This window comes from Actinomycetota bacterium, assembly GCA_040754375.1.
Lineage (GTDB): Bacteria > Actinomycetota > Acidimicrobiia > Acidimicrobiales > AC-14 > JBFMCT01.
In genome coordinates, this window is sequence record JBFMCT010000030.1 from 25561 (window position 1) to 40991 (window position 15431).

17 protein-coding genes and 4 tRNA genes are annotated in these 15431 nt (G+C 71.0%); 16 read left to right on the forward strand and 5 right to left on the reverse strand.

All coding sequences use genetic code 11. The features are described from left to right. The first annotated feature begins 20 nt into the window (after positions 1-20). Together acs and AB1673_12605 are read left to right on the forward strand one after the other, a co-directional pair. Positions 21-1982, forward strand: a complete 1962-nt coding sequence (gene acs, locus AB1673_12600; GenBank protein ID MEW6154815.1) for an acetate--CoA ligase — start codon at positions 21-23, stop codon at positions 1980-1982. Further along, complete coding sequence (locus AB1673_12605; GenBank protein MEW6154816.1) at positions 1979-2485, forward strand: hypothetical protein; 507 nt, start codon at positions 1979-1981, stop codon at positions 2483-2485. Before acs ends, AB1673_12605 begins: the two co-directional genes overlap by 4 nt. Positions 2486-2543: 58 nt before the next feature. Here the strand turns inward: AB1673_12605 and AB1673_12610 are convergent, their stop codons facing one another. The 3 genes from AB1673_12610 to AB1673_12620 all read right to left on the reverse strand — a co-directional run bounded on the left by AB1673_12610 (position 2544) and on the right by AB1673_12620 (position 7048). After that, a complete protein-coding gene (locus AB1673_12610) occupies positions 2544-3401 on the reverse strand; it encodes a methyltransferase domain-containing protein (protein MEW6154817.1) in 858 nt (285 codons plus the stop codon). 134 nt (positions 3402-3535) lie between these two features. Continuing rightward, positions 3536-5173, reverse strand: a complete 1638-nt coding sequence (locus tag AB1673_12615) for a response regulator transcription factor (protein MEW6154818.1) — start codon at positions 5171-5173, stop codon at positions 3536-3538. A 126-nt stretch (positions 5174-5299) separates the two neighbouring features. Beyond that, on the reverse strand, positions 5300-7048 hold the full coding sequence (locus tag AB1673_12620) for an MFS transporter (protein ID MEW6154819.1): 1749 nt from the start codon (positions 7046-7048) through the stop codon (positions 5300-5302). A gap of 226 nt (positions 7049-7274) precedes the next feature. Between AB1673_12620 and AB1673_12625 the strand changes: the two genes are divergently transcribed. Together AB1673_12625 and AB1673_12630 are read left to right on the forward strand one after the other, a co-directional pair. Further along, positions 7275-8129 (forward strand): zinc metalloprotease HtpX, encoded by an 855-nt coding sequence (locus tag AB1673_12625; GenBank protein MEW6154820.1) that lies wholly within the window; start codon positions 7275-7277, stop codon positions 8127-8129. Positions 8130-8199: 70 nt separating this feature from the next. Further along, entirely contained in the window at positions 8200-9348 is a 1149-nt protein-coding gene (locus tag AB1673_12630; protein ID MEW6154821.1) for a M23 family metallopeptidase, read from the forward strand. Here AB1673_12630 and AB1673_12635 read toward each other — a convergent pair. Then, complete coding sequence (locus AB1673_12635; GenBank protein ID MEW6154822.1) at positions 9338-9826, reverse strand: YajQ family cyclic di-GMP-binding protein; 489 nt, start codon at positions 9824-9826, stop codon at positions 9338-9340. The two genes, AB1673_12630 and AB1673_12635, sit on opposite strands and share 11 nt — an antisense overlap. A gap of 85 nt (positions 9827-9911) precedes the next feature. Here AB1673_12635 and AB1673_12640 point away from each other — a divergent pair. Then, positions 9912-9993 (forward strand) — tRNA-Tyr (locus AB1673_12640). 252 nt (positions 9994-10245) lie between these two features. Here the strand turns inward: AB1673_12640 and AB1673_12645 are convergent. Next, the gene (locus tag AB1673_12645) at positions 10246-10746 is read right to left on the reverse strand and encodes an N-acetyltransferase family protein (GenBank protein MEW6154823.1); all 501 of its coding nucleotides are present in this window, start codon (positions 10744-10746) and stop codon (positions 10246-10248) included. Between the two features lie 58 nt (positions 10747-10804). On the opposite strand from AB1673_12645, the gene AB1673_12650 reads away from it, so the two are divergent. The 11 genes from AB1673_12650 to rplJ form a co-directional block, all read left to right on the forward strand. Further along, positions 10805-10877, forward strand: a tRNA-Thr gene (locus AB1673_12650). Between the two features lie 15 nt (positions 10878-10892). Then, positions 10893-10968, forward strand: a tRNA-Met gene (locus AB1673_12655). 47 nt (positions 10969-11015) lie between these two features. Next, complete coding sequence (gene rpmG, locus AB1673_12660; GenBank protein ID MEW6154824.1) at positions 11016-11180, forward strand: 50S ribosomal protein L33; 165 nt, start codon at positions 11016-11018, stop codon at positions 11178-11180. A gap of 32 nt (positions 11181-11212) precedes the next feature. Then, a complete protein-coding gene (locus AB1673_12665; protein MEW6154825.1) occupies positions 11213-11791 on the forward strand; it encodes an RNA polymerase sigma factor in 579 nt (192 codons plus the stop codon). Then, entirely contained in the window at positions 11781-12200 is a 420-nt protein-coding gene (locus tag AB1673_12670; protein MEW6154826.1) for a hypothetical protein, read from the forward strand. The genes AB1673_12665 and AB1673_12670 overlap by 11 nt, the downstream gene beginning before the upstream one ends. A 92-nt stretch (positions 12201-12292) precedes the next feature. Next, positions 12293-12365: transfer RNA gene (locus tag AB1673_12675), tRNA-Trp, on the forward strand. A gap of 67 nt (positions 12366-12432) precedes the next feature. Beyond that, the gene (secE, locus tag AB1673_12680) at positions 12433-12729 is read left to right on the forward strand and encodes a preprotein translocase subunit SecE (GenBank protein MEW6154827.1); all 297 of its coding nucleotides are present in this window, start codon (positions 12433-12435) and stop codon (positions 12727-12729) included. After that, the gene (nusG, locus tag AB1673_12685; GenBank protein MEW6154828.1) at positions 12726-13457 is read left to right on the forward strand and encodes a transcription termination/antitermination protein NusG; all 732 of its coding nucleotides are present in this window, start codon (positions 12726-12728) and stop codon (positions 13455-13457) included. The genes secE and nusG overlap by 4 nt, the downstream gene beginning before the upstream one ends. 9 nt (positions 13458-13466) lie before the next feature. Further along, complete coding sequence (gene rplK, locus AB1673_12690; GenBank protein ID MEW6154829.1) at positions 13467-13892, forward strand: 50S ribosomal protein L11; 426 nt, start codon at positions 13467-13469, stop codon at positions 13890-13892. Positions 13893-13903: 11 nt separating this feature from the next. Then, a complete protein-coding gene (rplA, locus tag AB1673_12695; GenBank protein ID MEW6154830.1) occupies positions 13904-14644 on the forward strand; it encodes a 50S ribosomal protein L1 in 741 nt (246 codons plus the stop codon). A gap of 143 nt (positions 14645-14787) precedes the next feature. Next, the coding region (rplJ, locus tag AB1673_12700; protein MEW6154831.1) for a 50S ribosomal protein L10 at positions 14788-15431 on the forward strand (644 nt) is incomplete at its 3' end.

Below are 15431 nucleotides of genomic sequence, written 5' to 3' on the forward strand. Positions count from 1 at the left end.
CGCCCCAGGAGGTTCAGCCAGTGGCGGAGGACCAGGTCACGATCGAAGACCTCTACGTCGAGGACCGGACGTTCCCGCCGCCCGAGCACTTCAAGGGCCAGGCCCTGGTCGTCGACCAATGGATGTACGACGACGCCAACCGAGACTATGAGGGCTTTTGGGCCCGCCAGGCGGCTGACCTGCTCGACTGGTACGACGACTGGCACACGATCTTGGACTGGGCCCCGCCCTTCGCCCAGTGGTTCGTGGGCGGCCGGCTCAACGTGGCCCACAACTGCCTCGACCGCCACGTCGATGCCGGCCGGGGCGACCGCGTGGCCTACCACTGGGAGGGCGAACCGGGTGACACCCGCACGATCACCTACGCCGAGCTGCGCGACGAGGTGGCCCGCTTCGCCAACGTGCTCAAGGGCCTGGGGGTCAGCCGGGGTGACCGGGTGGCCATCTACATGCCGATGATCCCCGAGCTGCCGGTGGCCATGCTGGCGTGTGCCCGCATCGGGGCGGCCCACTCGGTGGTGTTCGGGGGGTTCTCGTCCGAGGCCCTGCGCGACCGCATCAACGACGCCGACGCGGCCGTCGTGGTGACGGCCGACGGCGGGTGGCGGCGAGGCCGGTCCGTCCCCCTCAAGGCCAACGCCGACGCCGCCCTGGAGGGCACGCCGTCGGTGCGCCACGCGGTGGTCGTGCGCCGCACCGGTGTGGACGTGACCATGGTCGACGGCCGCGATCTCTGGTACCACGACCTGATGGCCGGCGCGTCGGCCGACTGCCCCCCCGAAGCGATGGACAGCGAGGACCTTCTGTACCTGCTGTACACCTCGGGGACGACGGCCAAGCCCAAGGGCATCATGCACACGACGGGCGGGTACCTGACCCAGGTGGCGTTCACGCACCGCTACGTGTTCGACCTCCACGCCGACACTGACGTCTACTGGTGCGCGGCCGACATCGGATGGGTCACGGGCCACAGCTACATCGTGTACGGCCCCCTGGCCAACGGCGCCACCTCGGTGATGTACGAGGGCACGCCCGACCACCCCGGCCGTGACCGCTGGTGGCAGATCGTGGAGCGCTACGGGGTGACCAAGCTGTACACCGCGCCGACGGCCATCCGCACCTTCATGAAGTGGGGTGTCGAGCACCCTGCCGCCCACGACCTGTCGTCGCTCCAGCTGCTGGGGACGGTGGGCGAGCCCATCAACCCCGAGGCCTGGGTCTGGTACCACGAGAACATCGGCGGGGGACGGTGCCCGGTCGTGGACACGTGGTGGCAGACCGAGACGGGCGCCATCATGATCGCCCCCCTGCCGGGGGCCACCACCCTCAAGCCGGGCTCGGCCACCTTTCCCCTGCCCGGCATCGGCGCCGAGGTCGTGGACGAGGCCGGCCAGCCCGTGAAGGTGGGCGGCGGGTACATGACGCTCACCCACCCGTGGCCCTCGATGCTCCGCGGCATCTACGGAGACCCCGAGCGCTACCGCCAGACCTACTGGTCGCGTTTTGAGGGTCGCTACTTCGCGGGCGACGGGGCCAAGCTCGACGACGACGGCTACGTGTGGTTCCTGGGCCGGGTCGACGACGTGATGAACGTGTCGGGCCACCGGGTGTCGACCACCGAGGTCGAGTCGGCCCTCGTCGACCACCCGTCGGTGGCCGAGGCGGCCGTCGTGGGGGCCAAGGACGACACGACCGGCCAGGCCATCGTCGCCTTCGTGACCCTCAGAGGGGGTGAGCTCGGCGGCACCGAGCACGGAGAGGCCCTGCGGCGCCACGTAGCCGCCAAGATCGGGCCCATCGCCCGGCCCAGGACCGTCATCTTCACCGACGACCTGCCCAAGACCCGCAGCGGCAAGATCATGCGCCGCCTGCTGCGAGACGTGGCCGACGGGCGCGACCTGGGCGACACGACGACGCTGGCCGACCCGGCGGTGGTCGAGGAGATCCGCGAGCGCGCCCACGTGGCCCCCGCCGAGGAATGAGCCCCGAACCGGTGGCCGTCCCCTCGCACTGGCGGTGGCGTGAGGGTGCCCCGAGGCCGGCCGGGCCAGCCGTCGTGTTCGACATGGACGGCGTGCTCTCGGACGCCACCGGCCGCCAGCACTTCCTCGCCGGCCCGGGCCGCAAGGACTGGAACGCGTTCTTCGAAGCCTGTGGCGACGACCCGGTCGTCGAGGAGGTCGCCCGGCTGGTCGAGCTCATCGACCCGGCCGTCACCGTCGTGCTCCTGACCGGCCGCCCGGTGCGCGTGCGCCGCCCGACCCTCGAGTGGCTCGACCGCCACAAGCTCCCCTGGGACCTGCTGGTCATGCGCCCCTACGGCGACTACGGGGCGTCCCTCGAGTTCAAGCGGCGAACCGTGACCGACCTGCGCGAGCTGGGGTTCGACCCCCGCCTGGCCATCGAGGACGACGCCCGCAACCAGGCCATGTTCCGCGACGAGGGCGTCCCCTGCATCTACCTCCACTCCGGCTACTACCCATAGCCCGAGGTCCGAGGTCCGTGGCCCGCCACGGTCTGCCGGGAGCCGTCCGGTCCGGGGCTCACCGGCGGGTGCGGGCGGGGGTGGCGGTGGCGATGTGGACGGGGTTGTGGAGCCACGGGTCGTCGCCCGTCGCCCGCTCGCCGAGCATGCCGTCGAGCACCCGGGTCACCTCGGAGCGCTGTCGGGCGGTGAGGCGGTTGACGAGGTCGGTCCCGATGGGGTTGCTGTTGGCGACGACCTCCACCAGCTCGGCCCCGGGCACCGGGGGCGAGAGGGGGACCGCGTGGTCCACGGTCTCGATCCTGATCTCGTCGAGCCCGGCGTCGGCCATGTGGCGGTGCAGAGCCTCCCGGTCGGCCAGGCGGAAGGGGGGCAGCAGGCTGTCGGCCGGCAGCGCCTCGAACGACGGGAGGACGCTGCGCACCGCGGCCACGAAGAACGAGATGAACTCGACCTGGTGGGGGAGGGCACCGAACACGACGAGCATCACCGTCCCGTCCGGCCTGGTCACCCTGGCCATCTCGCCGATCCCTCGGGCCAGGTCGGGGAACAGCATGACGCCGAACTGCGAGGCGGTCACGTCGAACGTCGCATCACCCAGGTCAAGGTCCTGGCCGTCCATCACCAAGGGAGTTAGGCAGGCCAGCCCCTCGGACTCGGCGCGACGGACCAGCAAGCGCACCATCTCGGGGGAGAGGTCGACAGCCGTGACATCGGCCCCGGCCCGGGCCGCGGGGAGGGCGAGCGCCCCCGTTCCCGCGGCCACGTCCAGCAGCCGGGTGCCGGGCCCGACCGGGACGCGGCTCAGGGCCAGCCTCCCGAGCTCGACGTTGCGGTCGGTCACATGGGTGTCGAACCCGGTCGCGATGCGGTCCCAGGCTGTGCGGGTCTGTTCGGTGAGCGTCGTAGCAGGCATGTACCGGCACTCCTTCGGTTGGTTCCCTTACCCCTGGACCGTAGGGAACCGCCCACCGGGGCCGCATCGGTGGTGACACCCATTCACCGGCCCAGCCGCCAATGGGTGGTCTCACCCAACCCGGGGCCGGAGGCCTACACGACGCCGTGCTCGTAGGCCCAGGCGGCCGCCGCGGTGCGCGACGACAGGCCCAGCTTGGTAAGGATGTTGCTGACGTGGCGGTCGACGGTTCGGTCACTCACGAACAGCTGGGCGGCGATCGCCTTGTTGCTCGTCCCCGCGCACAGGAGGCGCAGCACCTCGGTCTCCCGTGACGTCAGCGGATGGTCGGGCGCCCGGCTTGCTGGTGGCGGCCCACCCCCACTCGCGAGCTCGTCGAGCGCGGGTCGCGCGCCTAGTCCCTCGTAGACGCGGCGGGCCGCTTCCCGCTCGACCGCGGCCGTGTCCCCGTCGCCCAGGGCCTGGTAGGCGCGCGCCGTGAGCGCCCGCGCCCGAGCCGCCTCGAACGGGGCGTCGAGGTGCTGCCACGCCCCGCTGGCGGCGCGCAGGTGCTCGAGCGCGACCTCGGTCTCGCCCGTGGCCAAGCGGACCGAGCCCAGGGCGAAGGCGGCGCGGGCACGTAGGAGGGGCGCGCCGAGCTGGCCGGCAACCCGGTCGAGCTCCTCGGCTGCCTGCCCGGCGCCGGTCACGTCGCCGCTGGCGAGGAAGGCATCGACGGCCGCAGGGAGTAGGCGGGCGCGGTCGGCAGGGGTCGTGGCTTCGGCCAGAGCCCGGCGCACAGCCGCGCCCGCGGCTGCCGGGTTGCCTTCGGCCAGGCGCAGCTGGGCCAGCCCGGGCTGAGGGTCGTGGCCCCAGCCGCTCGCCTCCAGGTAGCCCCGTTCGGCGGCCCCCAGCTCACCGCGCAGGCGGTGGAGCTCGGCCCGCTGGTACCAGGCGGCCCCGAGGGCGGGGCGAGGCTGGGGACGGGAGAGCTGGTCGCGGGCCGCCTCGGCGTCGTCGATGGCGTCGTGCCAGCGGCCTTGGAGGAGCATCACCTGCGACCGGTGCACCAGGCATGCGCCTCGGTAGGCGACCAGTCCCGGCTGGGCTGCGCACCAGCGCGACAGGGCCATCGTCCACTCCCGGGCTCGCCCGTGGTCGAAGCTCCGGTTGCAGGCCTCGATCACCGCGCAGTAGACGAGTCCCGCGACCAGGGGCGAGACCTCGCCGGCGGTGACTGCCACCATGGCCTCGTCGAGGAGGGCCAGGCCCGCCGGACCATCGCCCTCGGCGATCCGCGCCTGGCCCATGCCGACCCGTCCCAGCGTGGTCAGGTCGGTGTCGCCGTGGCGCCCTCCTATGCCGGCAACCCGCTCGAAGGTCTCGCGTGCCTCGGCCGCGTGGCCGGCGTCGAGCTCGCGCAGGCCCACAGGAACGAGCACGTAGCCGTTCTCGACGCAGTCCGAGCCGCATTCGTCGAGGACGCGCTGGGCGCGGGCGATCCAACCTCCGGCCTGGGCCAGCTCGCCCCGGGAGGCGAGGCTGAACCCGATCCAGAATGCCTGGCGGGCGGCTCGGGGGAGGTCACCCCGTGCGAGGGCCTCGTGGTGCGCAGCGGTCAGGAAGCGGTCGCTGTCGGCCTCGGCCCCTGCGAGATAGGCGGCCGTGGCCAGCCGCTCGAGGTCGTCGAGGTCGAGGGGGGACTCGCGGTGCGCCTCGGCCAGGAGGTCCGCCGCCTCGGGCCATCGCCGTTGCTCGAAGGCCTGGCGCCCCGTGAGTACGTTCGCCCGCACGCGTCTGCTTTCGTCGCTTCCGCTGGCTTCGGCCTGAGTCTAGGTCCGTGCCCCGGCCCAACCCGGCCCAACCCGGCCCAACCTGGGCCGAAGGGCCGTGGACCAGCGCCGCCTGCCAGATCATGTTCACAGCAGGTCCGCAGCCGGGGCGGAGCGGCGGCGGAGGAAGTCGGCCACCTGGTCGGCCAGCCACTCGGGCGCATCGCGGCCGGGGAGGTGGTCGAGGACGAGGACGGGCTTGTCGTCGAGGTCGGGGACATCGGCGGCGCTCGCGGCCAGAACCACGGCGTTCACCCTGTCGGGGTGGTCGGCGGCAAAGCGGGCGACGAGCTCGCCGCCGGTGCCGGTGCCCACCAGTGTCACCGAGGGCAGGACCAGCCCCCGGAGGAGCTCGAGCAGGTCCTCCACGTGCTCTTCCACCCCAGCCGCCTCGCTCCGCATCTGGGGGGCGATGGCCCGCACTCCGTCGGCCGCTAAGGGCGACAGCGCGCTGTGCCAGGCGTCCTGTGGACCAGCGAGATCGTGGACGAGGACGACCGGCTCGCCCGTGCCCTGCTCCTGATAGGCCAGCGTCCGGTCCCCGGCGGTCACGGTGCCGTCCACAATCTCGTACAGCTCGTCGCCCGCGCCGTCGGCCATTGTGGCGATGGTCATCGAGCTCCCGACGGGCACGGGCACGTAGCTGGCCCGCTCCGCTTCAGCGGCGGGTGCCCGCCGGGTGATGCGGTAGAGGGCGTACACAGCCACCACCGAGTAGGCGGAGGCCAGGACGGCGAACATGGCCACCGGCCCCGACACCTCGATGGTGGCCGCGACGACCAGCGGGCCGGCGATTGCGCCCATCCCGTTCATCAGCACCATGCGGGCGCCTGCGGCCACCCGGGTGCCGTCGGCCAGGTAGTCGTTCAGGTGGGCGTTGGCCAGGGAATAGAGCGGGAAGGCCATGCCCCCGGCCACGGCCATGAGCATGACAAGAGGCACGAGCCGGTCGGGGCCGGCGAAGGCGGCGGCCACCGCCGCGACGGTCCCGGTCGCACCGGCGGCGACGATCACGAGGCGGCGGTCGGTGCGGTCTGACCAGCGCCCCAGAGGGAACTGGAGAAGCAGGGCGCCGGCCAGGGCCGCGAAGATCAGGGCCGACGTGGCTCCCTGGCGCAGGCCGGCCTCGGCCGCGAAGATGACCCCGCCGCTGACCACGGCCGCACCGAGGAACCCCGACAGCGCGGCCCCGACCCCGGCCAGGGGGGCCGCTCTCATGAGGTCCCGCAGCGACAGGGGATGGGGGTCGGGCACGTCGGGGGCGTGCACGTTGGCCAGCGCCACCGGGACGACGGCCAACGAGACCAGTACCGACGCCAGCACGAAGGCCGCGAACCCGCCGGCGTCGGCCACCGAGAACAGGAGCTGGCCGGCGGCCATGCCACCCGTCACCACCACCATGTACCCGGCCAGCATCCCCCCCCTGGTGGAATTGGTGGCCACGCCGTTGAGCCACGTCTCGGTGACGACGTAGAGGCCCGAGAGGCACACGCCCGAGACCACCCGCAACACGAGCCAAGGAAGCGGGTCAGCTCTGACGACGTGGACGAGCACGGCGGCCGAAGCCAGCGAGGCCAGGCCCGCGAAGACACGGACGTGGCCCACCCGGCGGATCGTCGGGGCTGCGGCCAGCGAACCCACCAGGAACCCGGCGTAATAGCCCGACAGCACCAACCCGGTGGCCGTGGGCCGGAAGCCCTCGATGCCGGCCCGGATCCCCAGGAGGGTCGACGTGAGCCCATGCCCGGCCATGAGCAGGCCCATGGCCGCGAACAGCGGGAGGGCGTCGACCATCGACCGCCGGAACCCGGGATGGACGCCCTCGGTCCAGGTCAAGGTGGCGACGAGATCACCCCCGCGGGGGCCCGGCAAGACCGCTCCAGGGGACGGCCGGGCGTCGTCGAAGTGGTGTCATGGCTGGTCGGCGGGTGCGTGGGGCGACGTGTTGGCGCCCGGCCCCGGCGACCCACCCTAACGTCGGGCCCTGCCGGGGTCGGCGCCGGCCCGGTGCGCCCCCCGGTCTGGAACGAAACCGGGCGTCCGAAGCGTTTAACTGATGGCTATGAGCAAGAACACGTTCAAGACCTACACGCTGCTCGCCTTCCTCGGGGGCCTGCTCGTTCTCGGGGGCTCGTTCTTCGGGCGGGGCGGGATGTTCATCGGGCTGCTGCTGGGCTTGGCCTTCGTCGGCGCCTCTTATTGGTTCTCCGACAAGATCGCCATCAAGTCGGCCCGGGCCGTACCGGTCACCGAGCAGCAGATGCCGGAGTACTACCGGATCATGCGGGAGCTGACGGCGGCCGCCGGCATGCCCATGCCCAAGCTGTACGTGACCCCTGACCGCCAGCCCAACGCCTTCGCCACCGGCCGCAACCCCGACAACGCAGCCGTGGCCGTCACCCAGGGCATCCTCGAGATCTTGGACTGGAACGAGTTGCGGGGAGTGCTGGCCCACGAGATCAGCCACATCGGCAACCGCGACATCCTCATCGGTTCGGTGGCCGCGGCCGTGGCCATGGGCATCACCTTCGTGGCCCGTATGGCCATGTGGGGCGCCATGCTGGGCGGCGGCCGGGGTGACGACCGCAACGCCAACCCCATAGCCCTGCTGGCCATGGCCCTGCTGGCCCCCATGGCGGCCGCCGTCTTGCAGATGGCCCTCAGCCGCAGTCGGGAGTACGAGGCCGACCGCACCGGGGCCCGGCTCCTGGGTGACGGGGAGTCCCTGGCCCGGGCCCTGTCGAAGCTCGAGCAGGGCGCCCGGGCCGTTCCGATGGATGTCGACCCCGTCCAGGCCGGCAAGTACATCGTGAACCCGCTGACTGGCCGCCGGGTCCAGTTTGCCAACTGGTTCGCCAGCCACCCGCCCGTCGAGGACCGGGTCGCCCGCCTGCGGGCCGGCGAGTGGAGGCGATAGAGCGCCGCCAGGCAGGAATCGGGGTGGCGATGTCGAACAGAATGGGGACGTGCCGAGACGAGCCCGCTCAATGCTCGCCCTCGTCCCCACCCTGGCGGGACTGATCACGGGAGGGGCGCTGACGGCGCGCGCCGACGTGGGGCCGCCCGCACCGATCGCGGCCCAGCAGTCACCCCCCACCACGGCCGGCCTGCTTGACGACTTGTTGGGCAGGCTGCTGCCGACCACGACGACCGTGCCCGCACCTCCGTCGACCGAGGCGCCTCCGCCCCCGCCGGAGGACCACGCGCCGTCGCCTCCCACGGCCGGTGAGCCGTCGTCGGGCAGTGGCACCACGGCGCGCACCGTGCCAGCCGACGCCCAGCGGGTCGTCAATTCGGTGGTCCGCACCGGAAGCAACAACAGCCTCGCCCTCCTCGAGGCACTGCGGCCCTTGACAGACCAGGGTCTCACCGACGAGGAAGCGGCAATCGTTGGCATGGGCCAGTTCCCGATCGCGGGCGAGGTCTACTGGACCGACGACTGGTTGATGCCCCGGTTCACCCCCCAGTTCCACCTCCACATGGGGACCGACCTGTTCGCGGCCCGGGGTACACCCGTGAGGGCGCCGGTGGCCGGCCGGGTCGAGTTCGCCTCCGAGGGAGCCGGGGGGCTCGCCGCCTACGTCACCACGTCCGACGGCACCTACTACTACCTGGCCCACCTCGACCGGTTCCCCAAGGACGTGCGGTCGGGCCAGCACGTCGAACAGGGCCAGGTCGTCGGGTTCGTCGGCTCGACGGGTAACGCGGACGACAGTGCTCCCCACGTCCACATCCAGATCCATCCTCGGGGCGGGGCGGCCGTCAACCCCAAGCCGATCGTCGACCGGTGGCTGGCCGAGGCCATCGCCGGCGCCCCCGCCGTGCTGGCCTCCTACCGGGTCGGTCTCCCCCGGCCGTTGACGGCCGCGGGCGTGCTCCGGCGTATGGGCTCGGGATCGCTCGGCGGCCCCACCTCCAGCGACGGCCCCCAGCTGTGGGCCCGCAGCGTACGCCGGGAGAACGGCTCGGTGCGCCTGACCGCCGCGGCCGCCACGCAGTCCTCCCCCCCGATGGCCACGGCCGAGGACATGCGGGCCATCGACCTGGTCCGGGCCCGGCAGGTGACCCACGAGCTGCTCTCGCCCATCACCCCCCGGGTGCTGGCCGCTCCGACGAGGCCCCTGATCAGTCCCTGAAGTTCTTGAACTGCAGGGGGATGCCGAAGTCATGGGCCTTCAGGGCGGCGATCGTCCCCTGAAGGTCGTCCTTCTTCTTGGCCGTGACCCGTACCTGTTCGCCTTGGGCCTGTGACGACACGCCCTTGGCCGCCTTGTCCTTGACCAAGCGGTTGATCTCCCGGGCCTTCTCGTCGCTGATACCGGCGGCCAGCGTGATGGCCTGGCGGACCGTCCCCTTGGAACCTTCCTCGACCTTGCCGTAAGTGAGGGCTTTCAACGAGACCTGGCGGCGGACCAGCTTCTCCTCGAGGACCTGGGTCAGCGCCCGCAGGCGGTCCTCGCTCGCTGACCGCATCCGGATCTCGCCGTCGGCCAGCTCGACGGCCGACCCGGTGTCCTTGAAGTCGAACCGGGTGGACACCTCCCTCTGGGCCTGGTCCACGGCGTTGCGGACTTCCTGCAGGTCGAGCTCGGAGACGACGTCGAAGGACGGCATGACCAACGCTAACCCGACCACCGGGCCGGAGGCGTAACCCCTCAGTGGTGGTGCCGGCGCAGGGTAACCTGACCGGGTTACCCCTGGGTCGGTACCCAAGTGGCCAAAGGGAGCTGACTGTAAATCAGCCGGCAAAGCCTTCGCAGGTTCGAATCCTGCCCGGCCCACTCAGGACAAAAGTGCTGGTCAGCATGCCATCCGCCTCGGCGACAGCGCCCACGGTCGGCTGGTCCAGCACTCGGCGGTGGTCACGGTTTGGTCACGGCCGGCCTCCGTGAACCATCACCGCGCGCTCTCGGCGAACGGACCGGACGTGGTGCTCGTTGAAGGGCAGTGTGACGGAAGCCGACCCTAACCTTAGAGATGAAACAGAGAGCAAGATACAGGCTGCGTCACATTTGCATCAGGATGCCATCTAACTACAGCAGCTTCTGCATCAGGACGACGTCCAGCCAGCGGCCGAACTTGCGCCCGACCTCCTTCTCGACGCCCACGACCCGGAACCCGCAGGCCTGGTGGAGGGCGATCGAGGCCTCGTGGCCGTCGACGATGCGGCCCATGACGGCGTGGAAGCCGTGGAGCGTGCCCAGGCGGAGGAGATCCTCGAGCAGAGCCCGGCCCACGCCCTGGCGGTGCTGGTCGGGGTGGACGTAGACCGAGTCCTCGACGGTCGTGGCGTAGGCCGGACGGGGACGGTAGGGGCTCAGCGACGCGAAGCCCACGACCTGGCCCGATGGGCCGGTGGCCACCACCGCCGGGTGGGCCCCGGAGTGCTCGGCGATCCACTGTTGCTGCTCGGCAAGGGTGCGGGGGACCAGGTCGAAGGTGACGGTCGTGGCGGTCACGGCCGGGTTGTAGATAGCCCGGATGGCCTCGGCGTCGTCTTGGCGGGCCAGGCGGACGTCAATGGGCTCGCGCACGGCGTGAACCCTACGAGCACCGCTGGGGGCTCCGATAGCATGGTCGGCGCAGTGAAACGCCCCCTTAGCTCAGTCGGCAGAGCACAGCCATGGTAAGGCTGGTGTCGTCGGTTCGATTCCGACAGGGGGCTCGCCAGAAAGACCCTGGCGGCGTAGCTCAGTTGGCAGAGCGCTCGGCTCATAATCGAGTGGTCGGCGGTTCGAGTCCGCCCGCCGCTACCATTGCCCGTCCCGCCGGACGAGAGAAGTGTTGAGAAGGAGCGACGAAGATGGCCAAGGGTGAGAAGCGGGTCAAGGTCACCTTGGCCTGTGAGCAGTGCAAGCGGCGCAACTACATCACCATGAAGAACAAGCAGAACGACCGTGAACGCATGGAGATCAAGAAGTACTGCCGCTGGGACCGCTCGCACACGGTCCACCGCGAGACCCGGTAACCAGTAGCTCCCCCGCGGGGTCTGAGCAGGCAGTGGGTGCCACCGAGCAGGAGGCTGCGCTAGTCGCAGCGGCCAAAGAAGGCGACCGCGCCGCCTTCGACGAGCTCGTGCGCGCCACCCACGCCGACATCTACACGCTCGCTTACCGGCTCACCGGGGATGAAGAGGACGCACGAGACGTGCTCCAGGATGCTTACCTACGCGCCTTCCGAGGCATCAAGCGGTTCAGGGGCGACGCCCGGTTCTCCACGTGGATGTACCGGATAACGGCCAACTGCGCCGCCACCTACCTCTCCAAGCGGACCAAGAACCGCACCGAGGAGCTGTCCGACGACGAGCCCGTGGCCGACACCAGGCCCGAGATCGACCCTGAGGCGGTGGCCGAGGCAGGCATGCTGCGGGACCGGGTCACCGAGGCCCTGGGCGAGCTACCGCCCCGCCTGCGGGCTGTGGTCGTCCTGCGGGACGTCTACGACCTGCCCCACGAAGCGATCGCGTCCGAGCTCGGCATCACCGAGGCGGCGGCCAAGGTCCGGCTCCACCGGGCCCGCCGCAAGCTGCGGGAGCGCTTGTACCCACTGCCCGGAGAGGAGAGGGCCCGTGCCGTCTAGAGGCTCCAACGTCGGGAACCCCACCCGTAACGGGTCGGGCTTGACCTGTGCCTCGGTGGCCGCGGCCCTGCCCGGCATCGTGGAGGGCGTGGCCGTGGCCGACCTCGAACTGCGCCGCCATGTCGACGCCTGCCTGCGCTGCCAGGCCGAGCTGGCCCAGTACCGCAAGCTGCTCAAGGCCCTCCACCAGCTGCGGACCGAGGTGCTCGAGCCCGCCCCTGGGGTCCTGGCCGACATCTTCACCACTTTGGAGGCGGCTAGCGAGCGCCGGGCCATGAGGTTCCTTCTTGGCGGCCGCCGGGCCGCTTATGTGGGGGGCATCGCGGCCGCCACCGCCGCCGGAGCGGCTGGCGCCTTCGTGCTCGCCACCCGTGCCCGCCACCGCAACAAGCTCCGCCTGGCCAGCTAGTTCCTCTCCTGAACGGGGCCCCACGTCTGCCCGGGGGGCGGACCCCTGGCCCGCGAGGTATCCTCGACGCAAGCCCAGGGACCGAACCCCGAAGGGCAGTAGCTCAACTGGTAGAGCACCGGTCTCCAAAACCGGCGGTTGGGGGTTCGAGTCCCTCCTGCCCTGCTCGAACAGAACTGCTCGAACAGAACGTTCCAGAAGCTGATCGCACGCTGTCGTGCCAGAGGTCGCCGTGAACCGAGAAATGAAGCGGATGATGCAGCGCCAGGGTCAGGTCGACCGTGAGGGCGCGCCCGTCCGGAAGGAGGGCGCGGGCCGCCCCGCGCCCAAGCCGCCCGACCAGCGGGTCAAGGCCCGGGAGTTCCTGCGTCAGGTACGGGCCGAGCTTCGCAAGGTGGCGTGGCCCAACCGCAAAGAGGTCATCCACTACTCGACGATCGTGCTGATCGCCCTGCTGCTGCTCACCGCCCTCATCTTCCTGCTCGACCTCGCCTTCGGTAAGGGCGTCATCTGGCTGTTCAGGACATGAGCGACGCCACCCCGGCCGACGACGACCAGCCCGACGAGAACGCCGAGGTCTCCGCCCCATTCCTCACCGAGGACGAGCTGCTGGGCGTCCCCGACCCCGACGACGCCGTTGCGGCCGCCTTCGACGGCGACGGCGACGGCGAGGACGAAGCCGACGAGGTGCCGGCCCGGGTCGAGAGCCCCTACGACCGGCCCGGGGCGTGGTACGTCGTGCACACCTACGCGGGCTACGAGAACAAGGTCAAGTCCAACCTCGAGAGCCGTATCGCCTCCATGAACATGGAGGACCTGATCTACGAGTGCGTCATCCCCATGGAGGACGTGATCGAGTTCAAGGGTGGCAAGCGGGTGGTCGTCCAGAAGAAGGTCTTCCCGGGTTACCTGCTCGTTCGGTGCGTGCTCGACGACGACTCGTGGCGGGTGGTGCGCAACACCCCGGGGGTGACCGGATTCGTGGGCCTCGGCGCCCGCCCCACGCCCCTGTCCCGCAAAGAGGTCGAGAGCATCCTCCAGGTCCAGCCCGAGGGCGTCGAGACGGGGCGCAAGCCCATGCGCCGGCCCATGTACGAGGCGGGCGAGAGCGTCCGGGTGAAAGAAGGGCCGTTCGCCGACTTCTCGGGCCAGATCGCCGAGATCAACGAGGACCAGCTCAAGCTCAAGGTGCTCGTCAACATCTTCGGGCGCGAGACACCCGTCGAGCTCGAGTTCAGCCAAGTCGCCAAGCTTTAGGAGAACAAGATGGCCAAGCGGCGCGTCGCCGCGGTCGTGAAGATCCAGATCCCGGCCGGCGCGGCTACGCCCGCGCCCCCGGTCGGGACCGCTCTGGGCCCTCACGGCATCAACATCATGGAGTTCTGCAAGCAGTACAACGCGGCCACCGAGTCGCAGCGGGGCACCGTCATCCCGGCCGAGATCACCGTCTTCGAAGACCGGTCGTTCACGTTCGTGACCAAGACGCCGCCCACGCCCGTGCTGCTGCGGGCCGCGGCCGGGGTCGACAAGGGCTCCCAGAGCCCGGGCAAGGAGGCGGCCGGGTCGGTGACCGACGAGCAGGTCGCGGAGATCGCCCGCACCAAGCTGCCCGACCTCAACGCCAACGACCTCGAGGCGGCCAAGCGCCAGGTGGCGGGCACGGCGCGCTCGATGGGCATCCGGGTCAACTAGGGGAGCGGGGCATGGGCAACAACAACAGGGACAGCAAGCACTACGAGGACGCCATCCGCCGCCTCGACCGCAACCGCCACCACTCGCCGGGCGAGGCCGTCGACCTCGTCAAGAGCCTGTCGTTCGCCAAGTTCGACGAGACTGTGGAGCTGGCCGTGCGCCTCGGGGTCGACCCCCGTAAGGCCGACCAGATCGTGCGGGGCACCGTCGGGCTGCCGGCGGGCACGGGCAAGGCCGTGAGGGTGGCCGTCTTCGCGGCCGGGGCCCAGGCCCAGGAGGCCCGGGAGGCGGGTGCCGACGTGGTCGGGGCCGACGACCTGGCCGAGCGGGTTCAGGGTGGGTTCCTCGACTTCGACGTGGCCATCGCCACCCCCGACCTCATGCGGGCCCAGGTTGCCCGGCTCGGTCGGGTCCTGGGCCCCCGCGGCCTGATGCCCAACCCCAAGACGGGCACGGTCACCGACGACGTCGGCCGGGCCGTCCGGGAGTTCAAGGGTGGACGGGTGGAGTACCGCACCGACCGCTACGGCAACATCCACGTGCCGGTGGGCAAGGTCAGCTTCGACCGGGTGGCCCTGCTGGAGAACGTCCGGGCTGTGATCGAAGAGCTGAACCGGGCCAAGCCGGCCGCAGCCAAGGGCCGTTACATGCGGGGCGTCACCCTTTCGTCCACCATGGGCCCGGGCGTCAGGGTCGACCCCAACCCCATGCGGGCCCTCGACGACGAGCTGGCGGCCGCGGCCGCTTCCTGAGTTACGCTGTAGTTCACAACCAGTCCTGTTGCCGTAGACATCCGGTGCGCCCAGGCGCATAAGGGGTGGTCCGAAAGGCCACCCGCCTGACGAGGTGACGCTCTCCTCGACAGAGGCGTCGCGCGTCGCCCACGAGGAGGAAGATGGCTGCCGAGAAGCCGAGACCCGAGAAGGTCGCAGTGGTCGAGGAGGTGCGCGAGCGCCTGTCCTCGTCCAGCGCCGCCCTGCTCACCGAGTACCGGGGCCTCAACGTCCGTGACCTGGCCAACCTGCGCAACTCCGTGCGGGCAGCGGGTGGCGAGTACAAGATCTACAAGAACACCCTGGTGCGCCTGGCCGCGGCCGACCTCGGCCTGTCGGGGCTCGACGACCTGCTCACGGGGCCCACGGCTGTGGCCTTCGTCGAGGGCGACGCCGTGTTGGTGGCCAAGTCGCTGCGGGACTTCTCCCGTACCAACCCCAACCTGGTCATCAAGGGCGGCCTGCTGGGCGAGTCCGTCCTGAGCGCGGCCGATGCCGGCGCCTTGGCCGACGTCGCGCCCCGGGAGGTACTGCTGGCCCAGTTCGCAGGCGCGCTGGCCGCACCCCTGCAGAAGATGGCTGGCCTCCTGGCCGCCCTGCCCCGCAACTTCGCCTACGGGCTGAAGGCCCTGCTCGACCAGCAGGGCGGCGTCCCCGCCGATGCGGCCCCGGCCACCGACGAGGCCCCCCCGGCCACCGACGAGGCCCCCCCGGCCACCGACGAGGCCCCCCCGGCCACCGACGAGGCCCCCCCGGCCACCGACGA

Excerpts from the sequence above, each read along its gene's own strand:
- rplK (MEW6154829.1), top strand. The coding sequence starts at position 13,467 with ATGGCCAAGCGGCGCGTCGCCGCGGTCGTGAAGATCCAGATCCCGGCC.
- AB1673_12605 (MEW6154816.1), top strand. The coding sequence starts at position 1,979 with ATGAGCCCCGAACCGGTGGCCGTCCCCTCGCACTGGCGGTGGCGTGAG.
- AB1673_12625 (MEW6154820.1), top strand. The coding sequence starts at position 7,275 with ATGAGCAAGAACACGTTCAAGACCTACACGCTGCTCGCCTTCCTCGGG.
- AB1673_12630 (MEW6154821.1), top strand. The coding sequence starts at position 8,200 with ATGCTCGCCCTCGTCCCCACCCTGGCGGGACTGATCACGGGAGGGGCG.
- rpmG (MEW6154824.1), top strand. The coding sequence starts at position 11,016 with ATGGCCAAGGGTGAGAAGCGGGTCAAGGTCACCTTGGCCTGTGAGCAG.
- nusG (MEW6154828.1), top strand. The coding sequence starts at position 12,726 with ATGAGCGACGCCACCCCGGCCGACGACGACCAGCCCGACGAGAACGCC.
- AB1673_12635 (MEW6154822.1), bottom strand. The coding sequence starts at position 9,826 with ATGCCGTCCTTCGACGTCGTCTCCGAGCTCGACCTGCAGGAAGTCCGC.
- AB1673_12610 (MEW6154817.1), bottom strand. The coding sequence starts at position 3,401 with ATGCCTGCTACGACGCTCACCGAACAGACCCGCACAGCCTGGGACCGC.
- rplA (MEW6154830.1), top strand. The coding sequence starts at position 13,904 with ATGGGCAACAACAACAGGGACAGCAAGCACTACGAGGACGCCATCCGC.